13 protein-coding genes are annotated in these 17,568 nt (G+C 48.3%); 4 read left to right on the top strand and 9 right to left on the bottom strand.

What is annotated here, in order from left to right:
- Positions 1-145: 145 nt before the first annotated feature.
- A complete protein-coding gene (locus NST23_RS06480; protein ID WP_122962866.1) occupies positions 146-370 on the top strand; it encodes a hypothetical protein in 225 nt (74 codons plus the stop codon).
- Between the two features lie 82 nt (positions 371-452).
- On the opposite strand, the gene NST23_RS06475 is transcribed toward NST23_RS06480, so the two are convergent.
- Positions 453-1,148: a metal-dependent hydrolase gene (locus tag NST23_RS06475; protein ID WP_340963346.1), complete on the bottom strand. Its 696-nt coding sequence runs from the start codon at positions 1,146-1,148 to the stop codon at positions 453-455.
- Between the two features lie 167 nt (positions 1,149-1,315).
- Positions 1,316-1,510: a hypothetical protein gene (locus NST23_RS06470; protein WP_122962864.1), complete on the bottom strand. Its 195-nt coding sequence runs from the start codon at positions 1,508-1,510 to the stop codon at positions 1,316-1,318.
- 290 nt (positions 1,511-1,800) lie between these two features.
- On the opposite strand from NST23_RS06470, the gene NST23_RS06465 reads away from it, so the two are divergent.
- Both NST23_RS06465 and NST23_RS06460 read left to right on the top strand, forming a co-directional pair.
- Complete coding sequence (locus tag NST23_RS06465; RefSeq protein ID WP_340963343.1) at positions 1,801-2,406, top strand: hypothetical protein; 606 nt, start codon at positions 1,801-1,803, stop codon at positions 2,404-2,406.
- Positions 2,407-3,004: 598 nt separating this feature from the next.
- A complete protein-coding gene (locus NST23_RS06460; protein WP_173596075.1) occupies positions 3,005-3,580 on the top strand; it encodes a hypothetical protein in 576 nt (191 codons plus the stop codon).
- Positions 3,581-4,020: 440 nt separating this feature from the next.
- Here NST23_RS06460 and NST23_RS06455 read toward each other — a convergent pair whose 3' ends face one another.
- From NST23_RS06455 to NST23_RS06425, 7 genes are all read right to left on the bottom strand, one after another.
- Entirely contained in the window at positions 4,021-5,238 is a 1,218-nt protein-coding gene (locus NST23_RS06455; protein WP_173600261.1) for an IS256 family transposase, read from the bottom strand.
- A gap of 126 nt (positions 5,239-5,364) precedes the next feature.
- Positions 5,365-5,736: a hypothetical protein gene (locus NST23_RS06450; protein WP_122962861.1), complete on the bottom strand. Its 372-nt coding sequence runs from the start codon at positions 5,734-5,736 to the stop codon at positions 5,365-5,367.
- An 11-nt stretch (positions 5,737-5,747) separates the two neighbouring features.
- Positions 5,748-10,541 carry a polymorphic toxin-type HINT domain-containing protein gene (locus NST23_RS06445; protein ID WP_340963342.1) on the bottom strand — a complete coding sequence of 1,598 codons (4,794 nt, stop codon included), beginning with the start codon at positions 10,539-10,541 and terminating at the stop codon, positions 5,748-5,750.
- A gap of 160 nt (positions 10,542-10,701) precedes the next feature.
- Entirely contained in the window at positions 10,702-11,565 is an 864-nt protein-coding gene (locus NST23_RS06440) for an ABC transporter ATP-binding protein (protein ID WP_122962859.1), read from the bottom strand.
- 4 nt (positions 11,566-11,569) lie between these two features.
- A complete protein-coding gene (locus NST23_RS06435) occupies positions 11,570-14,446 on the bottom strand; it encodes an FtsX-like permease family protein (RefSeq protein WP_340965166.1) in 2,877 nt (958 codons plus the stop codon).
- 18 nt (positions 14,447-14,464) lie between these two features.
- Entirely contained in the window at positions 14,465-15,601 is a 1,137-nt protein-coding gene (locus NST23_RS06430; RefSeq protein ID WP_229049842.1) for an efflux RND transporter periplasmic adaptor subunit, read from the bottom strand.
- Between the two features lie 4 nt (positions 15,602-15,605).
- Complete coding sequence (locus tag NST23_RS06425; RefSeq protein ID WP_122962856.1) at positions 15,606-16,295, bottom strand: ABC transporter ATP-binding protein; 690 nt, start codon at positions 16,293-16,295, stop codon at positions 15,606-15,608.
- 246 nt (positions 16,296-16,541) lie between these two features.
- Here NST23_RS06425 and NST23_RS06420 point away from each other — a divergent pair, with 246 nt between their 5' ends.
- Complete coding sequence (locus tag NST23_RS06420; RefSeq protein ID WP_173596069.1) at positions 16,542-17,549, top strand: helical backbone metal receptor; 1,008 nt, start codon at positions 16,542-16,544, stop codon at positions 17,547-17,549.
- Positions 17,550-17,568 lie beyond the last annotated feature (19 nt).

Raw genomic sequence — 17,568 nt, 5'->3', positions numbered from 1 at the left:
TCCTTTTTGCCAAGTTGCCTTTCCTATGTTTCTATGTCTATGAGAGTCGCTACCATTTTCATGCCGTATTTTCAAAGATAGTCCCTTGCTCTTTTTTCAGCGTCAAGTTTAGAATGCGTATTGCCTGATAAAAGGAGGCAAGCAAATGAACAGACCTCTCGGAGTAACCTTAATCGGCTATTTTTACATATTTGGTGCAGTCGTGCTGCTCGTCACAGCCGTAATGTGGCAAGCAGATGCCAGTGAAATCGGGCTTGCAGACAGATTTGGCGTCTCGCCCTTCCCGGAACAACTTTTTCGAGTGATCGTGGCTATTGCTGCTCTGATCGGCGTCTATGGCTACATGCGGCTACAAAAATGGGGTTTCTGATAACTCCTGGCAAAACAAGAAAAACCGCTTGTCCCTTTTTCGAGACGAGCGGTTTTTTGCAATCGCAAAACAAGTGCTCAAGCTACGGCAGACGCAAAATCTCTCCCGGCTTGAGCGCTTTGCCTCTGATATCCTTTTCGGCCAATGTCGCAACAAAGGCGTCTCCATCCTGCTTGATCGGCTGGAAGGTGTCATAATGAATCGGCACAACGTAGTCGGCTTCGATCCACTCAGCAGCCTTCACGGCATCCTCCGGCCCCATCGTGAACACGTCTCCGATCGGCAAAAACGCCAGATCGATGTCGTGGGAATCGCCGATCAGCTTCATATCCCCGAACAAGCCTGTATCTCCCGCGTGATAGATCGTTTTGCCGCCCAGCTCGAATACGAATCCGCCCGGCATGCCCATGTAGACGATTTGCTGTTGGTCATCGAGCACCACGCCCGAGCTGTGGAACGCCTGTGTCATTTTGACTTTGCCAAAAGGCAGCGTCACCGATCCGCCCAAATTCATGGAAATCGTTTTTACTCCTTGCCAGCCAAGGTATGTAGCAAGCTCATGCGTCGCAACGATCGTGGCATCGTTCGCTTTTGCCAGTTCCACCGCATCGAGAATGTGGTCCTGATGTCCGTGCGTCAGCAGGATGTACTGGACGTGGATGTCTTCAAGCTTTGTTTTTGCCAGCGGATTTCCCGAAATAAACGGGTCAATCATGATCGAATGACCTTCACTGGTCAACTGCACGGAAGAGTGTCCGTGAAACCGGATTTCCAACATGGTATCCCCTGCCCTCTTTCATTATCGTTTTGTACTCTATCATGTTACCACGTCCAGGGGTGGGAATAAAATCCACCTGAACAGTTGCTGCCCAAAAAGAGAAGAGGCCGCCGATTGCTCGACAGCCTGAGGAACAACTTTTTTCTTGCCAAGACTTCCTTGGAAGCTTAGCAATCGTGGTCGTGTTCTGTAACGGCAATGATTTTCGAATCACGGATGATAGTGCGGCGATTATTATCGTGTTCACGCAGGATGATCGTGCTGGATTTCACTTCAACCAGCTTGCCGAAAAAGTTGCCATTCACAGTCTCAACCTTTACATTTTTCCCTTCGAATCGTTTCACCTGGTCTCTGAATGCCATGGTCAATCCCTCCTTCTGTAAGCATCCTATGTACGTTTGGCATAGCCCTACTGAGCAGATGCACAGACAAACAGAAAATGTACTTGTACCCGTCCGTCATTTGTCCCGATTGCCGCTTTTCCCGTCAAATAGACAAGTTTTTCCGCCAGTTGGCAGAGCCGGACAAACAGTCGTGCACGAGTTTCGAACGCTGCTGGAATTTGTCGCACGATTCCAAAAGGATTTCCCTTTTGGCGCACAGAAAAGGGTTAGAAAACGTACGAACGCACTCTGCGTCAGGAGGGGTAAACATGGGAGACGTCATTGAGCTTGTTGCCAGAGAACGGACTTACAGCGGCAGGGAAGTCGCCGAGATGCTGGGAATTGGCGCGAGCACCTTGCGCAAATGGAGCATGCTCTTAGAACAGCACGGCTACTGGTTCCTGCGGGACAGCCAAAACCGCCGCGAGTATCGCCAGCTGGATGTATCCTGCATGAAACGCTTTTATCGGCTGACCAAAGATCAGCTCATCCCCCAGGAAGAAGCCGCGCAAATGATCGTCAGCCAAACCCAGGTGGAAACGACCCGAAACGAAACGGCTGTCGCGGTTGCCCTCGCTCCTGTCACTCACCCTGCCGCAAATGAAGACGCCCTGGACGCCCTGGAAGCACTGGAAGCCATCGATGAAAAGCTGCACGCACTGGCGCTCCACGTGAAGCAACAGGACGAGAACCAGCAGGCATTGCTCGCCCGTCTGGAAAAGCAGGAAGCGTACATTCGCACCAGCTTGAAGGAGCGCGACCGCCGCCTGACCAAAGCAATGAGCGACATCATGGACGCCAAGGTGCAGTTGGCAAAAATGCAGGACGCCGAGCGGAAAACTTCTATTTGGCATAAGCTGTTTCGGCTGAACTAAATGTAATGGTAGATAGCTGCTGCTTGGCAAGCTGGCGGGGGACGGTTCTGCGGTTTCGTTCATTTGTTCGTGAGGCAAATGCAAAAACACTCTGACTCGCCTCGGTGCGGGAGGGCGGTAGAGTGTTTTTTGTTTTGGTCGTTAACTGTTACGTTGTGGGGCTGGTCATGATAGGTGATTGCGCATGCGCTCCAGGCGCGTTGCTGATCATTGGATGTATTTTTCATCTCTTCCGCCAGTTCGATTCTGGCAGACAGCTTGCCGCTCCATCGTCCATTCAGGTAGCCTTCCCTTTGCCCTCGCTGTCTCTCCGGTGAAATTTCTTGATGCGAGTCGTTTACGATTTCAATGAACCACTGTTTATCTGTCTCCTGCGAAGAGTCAAACCTGACGATCCCTTGTCATTTATTTGGCACTCTTGTGCAGACATTTGATAATGTTCTAAAGCCAGTTTGGCACCACCAGGAGGGACTCAGAAGCTGACGCCAGTTGAGTACCGACATCAGCTTGCTGCCCAGGACTTTTTTCAATGTCCACTAAACAGGGCTTGACCACAACTCGACCTATTCAGATACCAAAAGACAGGTGGAGAAAATAAATGAAAAAGCTTTCCATAACGGTACTTTCAAGTATGTTAGCTGTGTTACTGGGAGTGGGTTCTGTTGTCGCTCTGAACGAATACAAAAAAAGCGATCGTCAGGAAACCACTGCTTTAAGCCCAGCCTACAAAGAAAAAGACAAGCTGATGAAGAAATCGGATCTGATTGTGACAGGCTTTGTTCCCGAACAATATACGGAAGTAGAAGTAGAACTGCCTGACGAAAAAGGGCTTTATGAAATTTCACGCGTGTACGAAGTCAAAGTGGCAGAGTCCGCCAAAAACAACAGCAACCACGCTCTTAAAAAAGACGAAATGATTGAGCTTTACGTTCCAGTTGGATTGAAACAAAAGAAAAGCGGTAAATTTCTTCCTCTTGTCGAAGAAGAAAAAATAAAATTGGAGGCAGGGGAATATTTACTCTTTCTTAAAAGCACCCACTCAGATTTATACGGGAAAGAAATTTATCAGCTGACAACTCCCAACCATATATACAAAAAGAACGGCGAAAAATACGAAAACATCGGCTCTTCCCTTGTTCCAGTAATAGAAGCAAGAGAGCTTTCCATTGAATAGTTTTGCCACAGCAAAAACAGACACGTCACATGCACGTGTCTGTTTTTCTTGCAACAACTCCCCGCACCCGAACCGGAACTTGCACGCTTATAGTAACTTGGATCTGTACTTCCTTCCATCATCTTCCCAAAAGCATAAAAATTCAAGCGTTTAAGTACGTACAAGCATATTAGAGGAATATCATGCGGAGGTGATGAGGGTTAAGTTCTTTCGGAGTGTGCCGCCCGATTCATTTGGCACTGGGTGTGAAGGAGAGATAGGGAATGTAAATTTTTTTGTGTAAATGGGTTTTTAACGGGTGGACAGTTACGTCAACGGCTTTACATGGAGTGGCGGGCATGATAGGCTCGCTTGCCATGCGATGCATATTTTACTGGCATCGCCCAATCGCAAGAAATCATGCCCGCAGAGGCTCCATGTCAAGCCGACTCAACAGTTGATTATGCGGACAGTTCCCCTTGCAATCGATCTCCAAAATGGATGGCAAGTTGCGATATACATTCTTTCCAACTCCGAAGCGGCATAGTCCATTTCTTCGATGCCTCAACGGTAGCCAGATAGATGATTTTCCGTAGAGCATCGTCGGATGGATAAGCCGTTTTTGTCTTTGTGACCTTACGGAGTTGCCGATGATAGCCCTCGATGATATTCGTCGTATAAATCATCTTGCGTATCTCTGGGGGATAGCTGAAATAGGCGGTCAGTTCGAGCCAGTTGTTTTCCCAGGAGCGAATAATGATGGGGTACTTCTTTCCCCACTTGTCTTTGAACGTAGAAAAAGCAGTCTCAGCTTCTTCTAACGTAAGGGCTTGATAGACTTTCTTTAAATCTGCCAAGACTAACTTTTCTTCTTTGAACGGAACATATTTCATAGAGTTACGAATCTGGTGGATGACGCACAGTTGAATTTGGGTTTTCGGAAAAGCAGCATGGATCGCCTCAGAAAACCCTGAAAGACCGTCCTTGCAGGCGATGAGAATGTCTTCTACACCACGGCTTTTCAGCTCTGTACACACATTGAGCCAGAAGCTTGCACTTTCGTGCTCGCCGATCCAAATGCCCAAAATGTCCTTATGACCAGACATAGTAATGCCAAGAACGCTGTATGCTGCTTTGTTAACGATACGATTCTCTTGCCGAACTTTGAAGTGAATGGCATCAAGAAACACGATCGGATAGACTCGATCAAGTGGTCTACATTGCCATTCTGCCACCATCGGCATAATCTTGTCGGTTACTTTACTGACCATCGTAGGAGACACGTCGATCCCATACAGATCCTTCATGTGTTCTTCAATATCGCGAGTAGACATACCTTTGGCGTAGAGTGCGATGATTTGCTCCTCCAAGCCATTTGTGGTTGTTTCATGCTTCTTCACAATGTGAGGTTCAAATTCGCCGTTGCGATCACGGGGGACACGAATTTCTGTATTGCCGAACTTTGTTTTCAGCGTCTTTTTGCTATACCCATTCCGACTATTTCCTGAATGATCACCATCGGCACTATGTTTGGCATAGCCCAAATGGTCATCCATTTCTGCTTCAAACAACTGCTGGATGGTGTCACGGAACAAATCTTTTAGCATGATGTGCACGTCCTCGATGGTTCGGCAATCCTTCGCTAACTCCTTGATGGTCATGTCTCTCTTGTCTTGCATAAATGATCATCTCCTTAATGGGAAGTTTAACCATTTACACAAAACTTTTTACGCTCTCGAGAGATAGAGAAGGTGGCAACTATTCAGCTACCACCCTCTTGTAATTATTTGTTCATTGCTTATTCTTTAACATCTATTTATGTCTACATCCAACACTTCAATTTCGTCATGATTTTTAAGTACACTTTTAAGCAGCATGGTTAAATAATAATCAAGTTTAAACTCCTCTCGTTCAACATCACATATATTGTCATTTGGCAAAATTGATAATACATAACCTTCTGTTTCACCAAATCCTTTATACCCTTGTAATACCACGCTCAGACCTAATAATGGAGATGAGATGAATAATGCTGGTACCTCATCATAAATTCTCTTCTCCTTCCCTCCAAATTTTAATCCCCCTAATATTTCCTTAGAAATAACGTTTCCTACTTCCTCTATTTCCAAGTTCGATTTTATTGTAACATCGCCCACGAGATAAGGTAATTTATCCATTCATGTCCTCCCTATTTAAATAAATTGTATCCATACGGTTTAACCTTTTGTTCGAACTCTGCCTCTGTCCAAACCCTAAATGTAAATGGTTTTCCAGGTTCCGTGCGATATCCATCAAAGGATTTTTTAAATACCTTCTCCAAGTCATCACATATAGCACCTAATTCCTTAAACCTTCTCGCATCCCTGAAAACAACGTTAGGGCCAAACTGAGAAGCCAATTTATCACTTACGATGAAAGCATCTACGTCAAAATCATTCGGGTCAAAAGGGCCCCCAGTGGAATATTTGGTGCCAGTTGCAAGAGACCCTCGATAACCAACTTTTGCATCGGGATATAGCTTTTTAATTTTTGTTACATAGGTAGTCATAATGTTGTAAACACTTTTAGCTATATCACACCATCCAATATTATGAACCCAAATGCCCAAGTCACTTACAAAGTAGGTATGGAAGTCAGCAACAGTAAAATTATATACCTCAACTGGCTCATCATGCTTAACAATCTTGATGTTGTCAATCGTCAAGGTATTCCCGTTACTCTGCTGTAACTTATCCCCCACCTTCAAGTCTGCCGCCAGTACCCAGCCTTTGCCTATTGCCCAAAACGGATGGTTATCGGTTGTCTCAATGACTTGGTCGCCTACAGTGAGTTCATAGATGATCTCCTTATCATTTCGATACAGATGCGTAACTACCTTGTAAGCCTGCTCACCAGTTTCTTCATTCTTGGAAAGAACCTTATCTCCGACTTCAATGTCTTCGATATTTTTCTCCCCTGCGTCTGTTAAAATCTTTGTGCCTGCTGTAAAGCAGTTGCATTCAAATAGATCATCAATGGTCTTACCCGCTTTCTTGACTAGCTTTCCACCACTCTTGGTCAAGCGAAGCACAGGAACCGCGGCTGCACCAGTCTCATATATAACAATATCTCCATTAAAGAGAAACTGAGCAAACTTTCCATATTTATCCCGCCCAGTCGCTCTTCCTGAATGGATGTAATAAACTAACTGATTCGTTAACTCCCCTTTCTCTTCTAGCACTTCTCCACCGCCAACGTTTACGTTGAGAGAAACATGCACGCTTCTGTTCAGAATCACTTCAAAAGCAATGGCAGACATCAAGAAGTCTTCATTGTACGCACCCGTGATCGGGCCATCGTAGAACAGCATCGCCTGTAGGTTCTCTTGTGCTTGACGGATCGTTGCGCTTGGAATGGTGCTATTGTAGCGAGAGATTAAATATTGGATATCAAGCTCTTCATTCGGGTTCGTATTCACAACGCTTATTGGCACAAGAATTTGATATTGTTGTGCATCGGAAGCTACGACTTTAACAAAGTAGACGCCACTTTCAGCCCGTTGTCCGGGATTCCCTTTTGTGTAGATGCCATTCCAACTAAACGTATGGTATCCTGCTGGTTGGTTTGTTCTGGTTTCTTCATAGACAGGTCTTCCCTGCTTGATTACCTGAATCGTTACGCTTGGATGCGGATTTGAAAATCTCCATTGTACAGTTACTGATTTTTCAAAACCTGGTGTTGTATCCACTGCGAAATTACTGGAAATTCGTTTTGGACCATGAAAGCCTGCCTGATAGTTTCCACCGATTTCGGTGGACAATAGCGAAATGCCAGACTTTAATTGGGCTTGCGTCTGGCTTTTATTCCAAACTACTTTTGCATAATAGGTCCCAGCCACTTCCGTAACAAACAACGTGTCTTCCTCATTCGCGTGGAAGGTTTTAAGCTCTGTTCCTTGTGAGTCCTCCAAGATGAGCATGTTATTTGTCACATAAAGGTTCATGTAAGCCATTTCTTCAGCCGTGAGCACAAAGTAGTCAACGTCATAGGGAGAAGACAATTTGTCCGTATAAATTTCATCCCATTCAGCCGGAATGGCTGTTTCTCTCGTGCTGTCCAAGTCTTCTTCAAATGTAAGTCGAGACTGCAAGGCAGATGCTGTTGTTTCAAGTTTAACGTAGTATGTTGTATTCGCTGTTGCGTCCCATTCGACTTTTGAAAATTTGGTGCCAAAAGGACCACCGTGATCGTCGTTGCTTGTCACTTCATTCTGCAAATTTACATCCGAATAAATATACAGTCTTGTATCTTGTTCAAGTCCATTATTTAAATACGGAGACGAAAAGATCCGGTGCTTACCAGAATGGTCCGGCGTCACTTTAAAGAAAGCTGCTGTGCGATTATTTTTATTTACATCCGTAAATGCATCGACACTCAAGTTCTCAAACTGCGGTTCATTGCCGCTGTCATTTGCGATTTGAATATGATCGTAGGAACCAAAAAAAGTGATCGGAGCTGCTGATGTTACGGTTACTTTAATCGCTCCACCTGCCGGAACTTGAAGCGAAGTAAGCGCTGAGTTTAACTCGCTGGAAACCAGGGAACCCGCGCTATCGTAGATTTCGTAGTCGTATCTCTCCACCACATTGATCGCATCGTATCTCAGTAGTTGGCTCTCCAGCAAAGATTTGTTTTTAAATGCAAGGTTCTGGCCTTGAACAACGGTTTCTCTAATAATTGCAGGCTGTGTTCTTTCCAAGCCAACAAAATCCGAGGTGAAGGCTTCTAGCATGAGCGGATCATTGGAATGATTCGTAATGATCAATTTGCCACGCGGCGGAACTTGCATGGTAGAAATGGTCGCATCCATATCTTGTGAACGGATAGACCCATCCTGATTCAAGATCACAAAATCAAACGACTTTGCTCCATTGGTACGGATATCTACACTTTGTTGCTGATCGGTTTGATTCACAAACTCATACGATTGAGTGTTCTCCAAAGTCTTTTGAATGATAGAGGAGGCACTCTGCAATTCCGGCCGAAATATTTGTTCGTATCCGCTAAAAGTAACGGGCTCCTCTGATGTGACTGTAGCAAGGATAGTTGCATTCGCAGGGATGTTTCGATAGGAAACAGTGGCATTATGATGAGCAGATGTAACCGTTCCGTTTTCCATCAACTGGTAACTAAACTTGCCTCCACTGCTAATGGTGAGCAAGTCTGCATTCGCCTTGCCGATGTTCGTTACCGAGATACTGCTTCCTTTGCTGAGCTTCTGTGTAAATAGAGCAGGTCTCGATGTATCTTGCCCGATAAAATAAGATTTGAATGCCCGGAAGGTTACAGGCAACTCTGATGTTGCGGTAACGACAATCGTTCCACCTGCAGGGACAACTTTGGAAGATACGCCTGAATCAATATCCTGATATAACGGGTCCCCGCTGCCGCTATAGATGGCATAGTTAAAAGTTCTTTTACCGGACGAATTTAAAGTCCCATCTGTATCTATGCTTTGGTTAGAACCTGACGTATTTACGAAAATATAAGATTGACCATTGTCCAACGTTTTCGTAATGATCGAATCCGCCGAAGTAAGGTCTTGCAAAATATCATAATAACCGGTAAAGGTAACAGGCGTATCACTGATTGTGGTTGCGATCAGCTTGCCACCAGCAGGGATGGAGAGAGAGGTATTTCCAGAGTCATAGGACTGTTGATAAGTAGATCCATCACTTTTTAACAACTGGTAACTGTAGCGTCTGCTGCTGGAGCCGTTTACCAAAACGGTCGTGCTTTCCGTTGCCGTATTGAATAGTTGAATCGTTTCCTCTTTTTTGAGTGTTTTTTTGATTAATGCCGGATGATCGTTTCTTTTCCCACTAAAGTAGCTTGTGAAAGCCTTAAAGGTAACGGGAATAGCTGACGTGGCAGTAACGACCATTTTCCCGCCAGCAGGGATCGTTTTGGAAGTAACCGTTGCATCGGCATCCTGGGCATGAGCGCTACCATCTGCTTTATATATGGCTGAATCGTATGTCTTCTTGGCACTGGACGAGTTTGAAGCGTTTGTTTTAATGACGTGGGTAGCCGTATCATCAAGATTTTCAAAAAGATAGGATTCCCCTGCTTCCAAAGTTACGAAAAGTAATGCATCGCTTACAGGTTCTTCGTCGTTAAAGTCATAATATCCAGCAAACGTAACGGGATCGTCGGCTGTCACTGTAGCGATGATTTTCCCGCCTGCGGGTATCGTTACGGTACTGGAAGCATAATCATAGGCTTCGGTTGATAAAGTACCATCTTCTTTATACGTTTGATAACTAAACTCTTTTGCTACACCTTCCACCTTGATGGAATTGTTAACCTCCCCGGTATTTACAAACGAGAAACTCTCTCCTGACGACGCTTCTTTTTTTACTAATGCCGGAGTAGTGCTCGCTTCAGAGATGACTTGACTGGTAGTAAAAGTGAAAGTAACGGGGTTTGACGAGGTAACTGTAACAACCATGTGCCCACCGGCACGAACGGACCTGGAAGTAGACTTTGAATCCGTATCATAATCGTAACCGGATCCGTCTGGCAGGTAGATGGCGTAATCGTACGTATTTGTACTCGTTGCGTTAGATTTTATGTACGTGGCATTCGTATGGATGTTCGTGAATTTATAAGACTCACCCTTTGATAAGGTGATGGATCCATCGTAAGCTGCTGCTAGTGCAAACTCTCCTTTTACCGAGGCTTCTTCTTCAAGATTAGCAGGCTCTGCTTCGGGTGTTTTTTCTGATGACGTGCCATCAGCAATCTCTTCTTCTGTATCAGTCTGGACAGGTTCTTCCGGAGGGGCAGTGCCCGGATTCGTCTTGCTTTCATCGACGGATGAAACAACTTCCTGAGCCAAGGCCGTATTGTTAAAAATGAGTGGCTGGCTAAAAATACCGATTGGTTCTAGCAATAGGCAAAACATAACAAAGCAGCATAAAAGTCGCTTTAAGTGAACCAAACCTTACACATCCCTTCCTCTTTTTCCAATTAATTGATATGCAAACTTGATTATACGCTTAATGAATCTGAGTGCAAGATGATTAGCTTTTCACATCAAAAACAGACACGTCACATGTACGTGTCTGTTTTCTAACAAATCCCTGCCCCCAAACCATAATTTACCGCCGCGGCGGGAAGAGAACGATTCGATCATCCTGCAACTCGATCCGCAGCTTGCCGTCTGCCTGGATCGCCTGGAGGTACTCCATCGGGATTTGCAGCCGTCCAGCCTGGTCAAGCACTGCCCATTCTTCATGGGAATCCGCCTCTTCTCCTGCTGAATCGCCGCTGTCCTCTTCTGTTCCTTTTCGTCGCAACAGCTCGCTGGACGTCTTTCCGTCCCGGATCGCTACGACGCGATCCACCTTGCGCGCAAGCTCCAGGTCATGCGTCACGATCACGACGGTAAGACCGAACGAACGGTTCAGCTCCTGAAACAAATCGAGAATAATCGCCGCTGTGCGGGTGTCTACGCTTCCCGTCGGCTCGTCAGCCAACAGCAGCTTTGGGTTGTTTGCCAAAGCAATGGCGATCGCCACTCGCTGCTGCTCGCCACCGGACAGCTCGCTCAGCTTGTTCTTTTTGCGATGGCCCAGCCCGACCAGTTCCAGCAGTTCGTGCGCCCGCTCGCGTTTTCGCATGCCGCGAAGCAGCATCGGCATCTCTACATTTTGCAAAGCCGAGAGATACGGGATCAGGTTGCGCGCGTTGTTTTGCCAGACAAAGCCGACCGTCTGCAAACGATATTGCACCAATTCCCTCGGCGTCAACCGAAACAAATCCGCTCCCGCGACCGACAGCTTTCCGGCCGAGGGACGATCCAGTCCCCCCAGCATGTTCAGAAGCGTTGACTTTCCGCTCCCGCTATTTCCGATAATTCCCATCAATTCTCCGTTCTCCACACGCAGATCCAATCCTTGCAGCGCCACTACTTCCAGATCGTTAGCCTTGTAGATTTTAACCAAGTTTTCGCACACAATCATCTGCTTAGTCCTCCCCCAGCTTGACGGCCTGGTGAATCTGCATGCGCGACAGCAAAAACCCTACAATGCCGATTCCGATAGCAAGTGTCACCGCAATAAACGTATAGATCACTTGCTCATCTTGCGGCATCGAGACGACGGTAAAGGGCGGCACTTGCTTGTCTGCATGCAAGTAGAGACGCAGTGCCGGCAAAAACAGGATGTTGGACAGCTTGCCTGCCGCCATTCCGATCGCAAAAGCAAAGCCGAACGTCAACAGCTGCTCCCAGGCCAGGATGGACAAAAGCTGCCTGAACGGCATGCCCATCGCGCGGAACACGCCGTATTGCAATTTCCTTGCTCCCAGTGTCAGTACCCAATACATCACGTACCCGATAAAAGTAACGAGCATCGACAGCAAAAATCCGAGCGTCAGCGAGCCGTTCAGTCCGAGGTAAAAGGCGTTGTTTTTCACCGTGATCAGCTGCTGCCTGGCATTGTCCAGCATGGCGAGCTTGACCCCGCCTTGGGCCAAACTTTTGTAGAGCGACTCGGAGGATGCCCCAGCCTTCATTTTGATCCAGACCTCATAAGGCTCCAGCCGAATCTTGTCCTGGACAAAAGGCAAGTTGGCCACAGCCAGGTACTGTTCCTGCATTTTGCTTGTATACGTGCTTTTGACTGGCGCCGGACTCCATCCCGGCCAGTAGTCGACGATCGCATATACAACCATCTCAACCCGGCGCGAATTGCCCCATCCCATCAGGATCGTTTGCCCCTCCACAACGTGCAGCTTGTCGGCGAGCGAACGGGACAACAAAAGCGCCCGCGGTTCTTTTGCCAGCAAGTTCAAATATTCATGAAAATGATGCGGCAGCAAACCAGGCTTGATCCAGGCCGTCTGTCCGAACTCTTTTGGATCGATCCCCATCAAGGTAACATCGGACACCGGATCTCCCTGAAAAGCGGCCTCGGCCAGTCCATTTACGTATACCTTCGCGGCATGCTCCACTTCCGGCAAGCTGGTGAACACTTGAAAATCCGGCTCGATATACTGAACAGGAGGCGCTACAGGCTCTTTTTCCGCGCTCTCGCCTTCCTCTGCGTTGTTGCCCCGCCTAAAGACCATGACAGGTGGCTTGTCGCTCTCCCACTCGGTTTTCAGCCGGATGTCGGCACCTGTTCCGTAGCGGATTCGCTCTTCCGCATTTTGATTAATGGTCCGCGCCGTGCTTGCGCTGTACATCCCCACTGCAACGGTAATCGTCACAAAGAGCATGAGAAAATGATACTGGCGCGGCGACCTGCCTACCTGGACCAGCGTAGTATGCAGCGAGAGCGGAAAGACCGAGCGCCCCGCCCACGACAGCAACCGCAGCAACCACGGGTACAGCCGGAGGCAGAGCAAGCCAAAGCCTAGCGAAAACAGAACAGGCACAAAAAAGAGCAGGAAGTCTACGGAGATGTCCGAAGCCCCTTCCGTCACTTTGGCGGCGTTTTCCACGGCGAGTCGGTGCGAATACCAGCCATACCACGATATCGCAAGCAGCAGTACATCGAGGAAAAGCCGATGCCAGACCGCCGAGCCACTCATTCGCGCGAGACTTTGCTTATGCGTCACTATATTTTGTCTCGTAGCGAAAAACACCGACAACAGCAAAAGCCCGATACATGCAAGCACCGTCCACGCCGCGTAAGCAAAAACCTCGCTGTTTACGGCGATCTCCAGCCCTTTGCGATCGACAAATTCGAGAAACCCGTTGGAAATGCCCAATATTTTGCTGAGCTGAACCCCGACAAAAGGCCCGAGCAGAAAAGCGCACAATCCGAGAATGCCTATCTCCATTAAATAGATAAAAAAGATTTGCAGCCGACTCGCTCCACGGCTCCCGAGCACTGCAATCTCTGTGCGCTGCCTCTCCACAATCAAGCCGGAAACCATGACCAAATACAGACCGAGCATCAGAAAAATCGGGATGTAGAGCGACCAAAGAATCAGCTTGAACTGCTTCGCCTGCTCCTCGTATTTTTTCGCGATACTGCCTGCTGGAAACTGGATGCCGTACTCCGCCCCCTTCAAACCTTGCTGCTTCAAATACGCTTCCATCCCCGCTACGACAGAAAGCAACTGTTCCGTATCGGGAATGCGAAACGACTGATACTGCATGGCCACGTACATCTGGGCAAATATAACGAGATTCTTTTCCTGCAAAAAAGCGCTGCGCAACAGTTGCTCGTCCAAAATAAAGCCTTTTTCGTATTCGGACGCGGTGACAAACCAATACGGATCGTTTCCCTCTTTTTCCTTGAATACGCCAACTGGCTTGACTCGTACCGTAAGCCCTTTTGCCTTATCTGTCGTCAGCTCATACAAACTTCCCAGGACCATTTTTCTATCCCGCAAAGCTTTTTCCGTCACAAGCGCTTCCAGCACGCCATCTACTTGCGTTGCAGCCGGCATTCGCCCATCGACCAGAGTCGTATGCTTTTCCAACTCACTCAAGGAATAGAGCGGCGTACTATCGGAGCTGGCAGCCTTTGTTCCTTGCAGACGGGATGGCACGGCGTCAAAAGGGACTGTCCGCAAAACGGTGACATGTTCGAGTACAGGCACACCCAGCGGAGCAATCACCTCGTTTTGCAAATGGACGGCCATATTGTCGAAAAGGGCTGCGCTATTCTCCACTGGTTTGTTCAAATTGACAGAGACGAGCAGGCCGCCAGGGAAGTGCTTCACCTTGTTTTGGTATTCCTCCAGCTCCTTTGTGAGCAAACGCTGGAGAACCCCTGACGTGAAGGCAGGAATGCTGGAAACCAATCCTACAGCGACGATTAGCCCGATCAGCAAACTGCCGACAAGCCAGCGGTTATTTATCATTTTTCGCAGGATCATCTGCACCATCGCCACGACATTGTCCCCCTATTCCAAAATAATCAGTTGGCCTGCCACAAGACCCTTGCGAATTTCGACCTCCGTCTGGTTCATGATCCCGATCTCCACGTCCACTTCCTTCTTGCTCTTGCCGTCCAAGACGCGCACGTAGTTTCTGCCCGCTATTTCATGCAGCGCTTTTCGCGGGATAATCAGTGTCTGCTCCGCTTTGTCCACGATAACCTCAATGCTGACTCCCGTTCCGATTTCCAGTCCCTGCGCAAACGTTTTCGGGGAGATGAGCAAGCTTCGCTGATACAAATTGCTCAAATCTTCCGGCAAATTTTCCGGGACGTGAAGCGGTGTCTGTACGACTGTTCCCTCTATTTTATCTCCGCCGTTAACAGAGATAATGACGTTCATGCCTTCCTTGACATCTTTCAGAGCCTCTCGCTCCGGAGCAGTGTAAATGACGTACAGCTTGCTCGGATCGCCTACCGTGACGAGCGTTTGGTGCGCGTCCACCTCATCGCCTACTTGCTCGTTGCTGACGAAGATGACGATTCCGTCAAAAGGCGCCACCAGCTTGGTCTGCGTCCAGCGCTTTTGCAGATTGTCCAGCTCCATTTGCTTTTGCTTCACATTCAGCTTCGCCCGCTCCACGGCGTACTTGCGTTCTTGCGGGTCCTGCAATTTTGCCAGCTCCAAAAGAGCCTTGTCCCACTCGATCTTGGCCAGCTTCGTCTCACTCGCCTTGGCGTTCATCTCCGCCTTCAGAGCATCCAGCTTGGCCGATTCCACTTCGTAATGATTGTCGCGCTGGGCATCCAGCAGCTCCAGCTTGGCTTTTTCCACCTCGTAGCGGGCGGATTCGATCTCCCGCTCCAGATCGGCGGCATCCAGCTCAGCCAGCACTTGCCCTTTTTTCACCCGCTCCCCGCTTTGGGCAGCAAACGACTTCAGGCGCAGTCCTTTTGTCTCGGGAAAAGATAGCTCCACCGTATTCGCGGTCGTAAACGTACTGTTGCCTTTGACGCTTTTCACGATTGATCCTTGCGTCACTTCGGCAACCTCGTACGTAATCGGAGATGGCTCCACCAGCGGCGGCGCCAAAGCTTCCTCTTCCTTTGGCAACAGGGAACAGCCTGTCAACATCACGGCCAACGATACATACAGCCACTTCATCTGCTTACCTCGAACCGCGTACCGTCTTGATGCGACCGTCCTCCAATTCATAGACATCATCCGCCACCTCCATTACCCCAGGATCGTGTGTGGTCATGACGATGCTCATTTCGCCTTCATCCACCAAGCGGCGAAACAAACGGCTGATCTGCAGCCCTGTTTTGCTGTCTAGCTCGGCTGTCGGCTCATCTGCCAAAAGCAGTGTCGGCCTGCTCGCAATCGCTCTGGCAATCGCACATCGCTGCTGTTCTCCTCCGGACATCTCGAACGGCCGATGCTGTGCCCGTTTGGACAATCCCACGAAGTCAAGAGATTCACCAACACGCTCCTTCCATGTCGCAGCAGACGCTCCGGACAGGCGCAGCCCAAACTCGACGTTTTCCGCCGCTGACATGAGTGGAAGCAAGCCAAACGATTGAAAAATAAAGCCCATGTGCTTTTTCCTGATTTTGGTGCGCGCATGATCAGGAAGCTTGCCGATTTCACGGCCCTCGAAATAAACGCTGCCTGACGTCGGGCGATCAAGGCCGCCCAGCAGATTTAAAAGAGTCGTCTTGCCTGACCCTGATCTTCCTTTTAAAACTAGCAATCTTCCTTTTTCCACGTGCATTTCTACACCTTGCAGCGCTCGAACGGCAGCCGCCCCTCGGCCAAATATGCGTTCTACGCTTTTTGTCTCTGCAATCAAAGTCACGATGACACCCCCGAAAATAAATTTTTAAATAGATAGAATATTATAGTAACGAAAATAATGACTTCTTTTCCATGAAAATGTAATAAAGCAATATAAAATAAAATAAACCGTTACTTTATTTCTTTTTGTTTCCAGTTCTATTCCTATTCAAAATTCTTATTGATAATAGTAATCATTCTCTAATATAATCATCCCAAAAGACAAAGATATTGATTCTCATTATCAAGTAACGGGAGGCTATACATCGTGAAGCAAGCAGGATGGAAAATGGGCATGATGGCGTTGCTGTTGACAAGTGCAGTCGGGTGCAGCAACACGCAACCTGCCGAACCGGCGAAGGATTCAAGCGCAACCGCACAACAACCAGCTACAGAACAACAGACAACCTCGTCCTCAACAGAGAAAGCGGCTGCCGCAATTAGCGTGGACGAGAAACAGGCAGCAGAGCTGCTGGCGCAATTCCAGGGTCACTCTCCTGCCAAAGTCGTAACGATCTCCGTCGCGATTACCGAAATCATGAACGAGCTAGGCATTGCCCCGATCGGAGTGCCTACGACCAGCAGCAAGCTGCCTGCTGCTCTGGACAGCGTGCCCCGGATCGGGACGTCGCACCAGCCTGACCTGGAGCAAATCGCCAAGCTCCAGCCGGAAATCGTCCTCGGCCCCAGCTCCATCAAAGACAGTGTCGACAAAAAATTGAAGCCTGCGGGCACGCCAACCGCTTATTTGCCCGTCGATTCCCTCGATGAGCTGAAGCTGTCCACAGTCGTGCTCGGACGCCTTTTCAAACAGGAAGCGAAAGCAGAACAACTGCTCGGCAAAATCGCGGAACAGGAAAAAACCGCCATCGAGGCGACGAAGGGCAAGCCGGCTCCCAAAGTGCTGTTTTTGTTCGGCTCGGCTGAAGCGCTCATGGTCATGAATGAAAACACGTTCGCCGGAAGCATCGCCCGCAACCTGGGGGCTGTCAACGTAGCTGCCGATACACTCAAACAAACGCAAACCTACGCTCCTTTGAACATGGAGAGCATCATCGCGGCCAATCCGGATGCCATCTTGCTTGTAGCGCACGGCGATCCGAATGCTGTAGCGAAAAAATTCGAAGAAGACGTGAAAAAGAACGGCGCCTGGGAAAAAATGAACGCCTTCAAAAATGGCAAAATGCAGTCGCTTGATTTCAGTACGTTCGGCACGGCTTCTCTCGTCAACGCCCCTGCGGCCTATCAGCAGCTTGCGGACATCCTGTACAAGTAAGCAATAAGGAGCTTTTGCC

The organism is Brevibacillus sp. FSL K6-0770 (assembly GCF_038000275.1).
GTDB lineage: Bacteria > Bacillota > Bacilli > Brevibacillales > Brevibacillaceae > Brevibacillus > Brevibacillus parabrevis.
This window is presented reverse-complemented; position numbering and strand designations above follow the sequence as displayed.